At 41.9% G+C, this 2,263-nt stretch carries 2 protein-coding genes; both read left to right on the forward strand.

Features of this window, described 5'->3' with window-relative positions; genetic code table 11:
- Window positions 1-823: amidohydrolase family protein (locus AC1DPQ_RS25420; protein WP_477611269.1), on the forward strand; the 823-nt coding region annotated here is incomplete at its 5' end.
- 1 nt (window position 824) lies between these two features.
- Window positions 825-2,135 (forward strand): amidohydrolase family protein, encoded by a 1,311-nt coding sequence (locus AC1DPQ_RS25425; RefSeq protein WP_477578521.1) that lies wholly within the window; start codon window positions 825-827, stop codon window positions 2,133-2,135.
- The last annotated feature ends 128 nt before the right edge of the window (window positions 2,136-2,263 follow it).

Genomic DNA, 2,263 nt, shown 5'->3' on the forward strand with positions numbered 1-2,263 from the left:
TATGGGTGTTGAGCAAACTTTTGTGGATGAGTTTACCCGTGCAAAAGAATATGAAAAAGCTTTATCAGTGAAAGGTAACAGCGTACGTAAAGATCTAGAATTAGATGCTATTGTTGAGATTTTGAACAACAAACGTTTCATTACCTGCCACTCTTATGTGCAGAGCGAGATCAATATGTTAATTCATGTGGCTGATAGCTTAGGATTCAAGATCAATACCTTTACGCACATTTTAGAAGGTTACAAAGTAGCCGATAAAATGAAAGCGCACGGCATTGCAGGTTCTACCTTCTCCGATTGGTGGGCTTATAAAAACGAAGTGGCCGAAGCCATCCCTTACAATGGAAAAATTATGCATAATGTTGGTGTAACTACGGCTTTCAATTCTGATGATGCCGAAATGGCCCGTCACTTAAACCAGGAAGCAGGAAAATCAGTTTTATACGGTAACGTTCCTGAAGAAGATGCTTTTAAGTTTGTAACCTTAAACCCGGCAAAAATGCTTCACATTGATGATAAGGTGGGCAGTTTAAAAGCAGGTAAAGATGCCGATGTGGTGATCTGGACCGCCAATCCGCTTTCTATCTATGCCAGGGCAGAAAAAACTTTTGTAGATGGTGTTCCTTATTGGGATATAGAGAAAGATGCGTTGGTAATTAAAACACAACAAGCAGAGAAAGCACGCTTGATCCAAAAGATGTTAGAGAGCAAAAGCAAAGGTAGCCGTACACAACGCCCATTGGGTGATGCACCACGCCTGTACAATTGCGAAACTTTAGAAAACTATTCAGCAGAATTAACCGAGAAAGAACATGCACACTAACATGAAAACATATTTATTCAGTCTGGCTTTATCGGCAACAAGCCTAATGTGTTTTGCACAGGCAAACCTATCGCCAGCTAAAAAACAAAGCAAAACCATTGCCATTACAGGTGCAACCGTGCATATTGGCAATGGAACAGTGATCGAAAACGGCACCATCCTTTTTGGCAACGGAAAAATTATCTCGGTTACCGCCAACGGACAGGTTCCACAGGATGATGTAATGCGCATTGTGGCTACAGGTAAACATATTTACCCAGGCATTATTGCCGCAACCACCAACCTGGGTTTAACCGAAATTGAAGCCGTAAAAGCAACATTGGATTTTCAGGAAATCGGCGATTTCAACTCGCACATCCGTTCTATTGTGGCTTACAATACCGACTCGAAAGTTCCGGCTACCTTGCGTAGCAATGGCGTGTTAATGGCTCAACCAACACCACAAGGCGGTACAGTTTCGGGCAGTTCATCAGTTGTTCAGCTCGATGCCTGGAACTGGGAAGATGCAGCACTTAAAACCGACGATGCCATGCACATGACCTGGCCAGTTACGCCACGTTTCAGAGGTGGTTTTGGTGCTTTCGGCAGACCGCAACAATCGCCAGAAAGCTTAGCAGAAAGAACGCAGGCTGCCATTGTGCAGCTAATATCCTTCTTTGCCGAGGCAAAAGCCTATTCGGAAATGGGCAAACCAGAAGTAATTAATACCCGATTCGAAGCGATGAAAAAAGTATTCGCTGGTAACGAAAAATTATTCATCGCGGCCGATAGTCAGAAGGATATTGTAGCAGCCGTTAATTTCGCTAAGAAATTTGGCATCACGCCAGTAATCACCGGTGCAGACGAAGCTTACCTGATCATCGATTTCCTGAAAGATAACAACATAACCTTGGTGGTGAAACAGCCTCATGCTTTACCCAACAACAATGACGACGATGTAAATATGCCTTACAAAAATGCTGCAATATTGGCTAATGCAGGCTTAAATGTGGTATTGAGTATTGATGGTTACTGGCAACAGCGCAACCTACCTTTTATGGCCGGTACGGTTACGGCTTGGGGCTTGGACAAAGAAAAAGCTTTATCAACCATTACCTTAAACGCTGCAAAAGCGATGGGCATTGATAAAACCACGGGCAGTATCGAAACTGGCAAAGATGCTACTTTCTTTATCTCTGCCGGTGATGCTTTAGATATGCGTACCAACAAAGTGGAGCAGGCTTTTATTCAGGGTAGGGATATTAATCTTGATAATCTACACAAACAGTTGGATAAAAAGTTCAGTGATAAATATATTGCTGAGAAGAAATAAGTTAACACCAGTTTAAGACAAACGGCCGATATTGATTTATCGGCCGTTTTTTGTTTTAATAGATTACTTTATTTGTAGATCATTAAAAAAATTTAGGTTAGTTATCTGTTTTTACCATTTAAGGAATG

It is taken from the genome of Pedobacter sp. 01T416_2, from assembly GCF_056398925.1.

What these genes read in the sequence shown, in the direction of transcription:
- AC1DPQ_RS25425 (WP_477578521.1), top strand. Translation starts at nt 825, where the DNA reads ATGAAAACATATTTATTCAGTCTGGCTTTATCGGCAACAAGCCTAATG.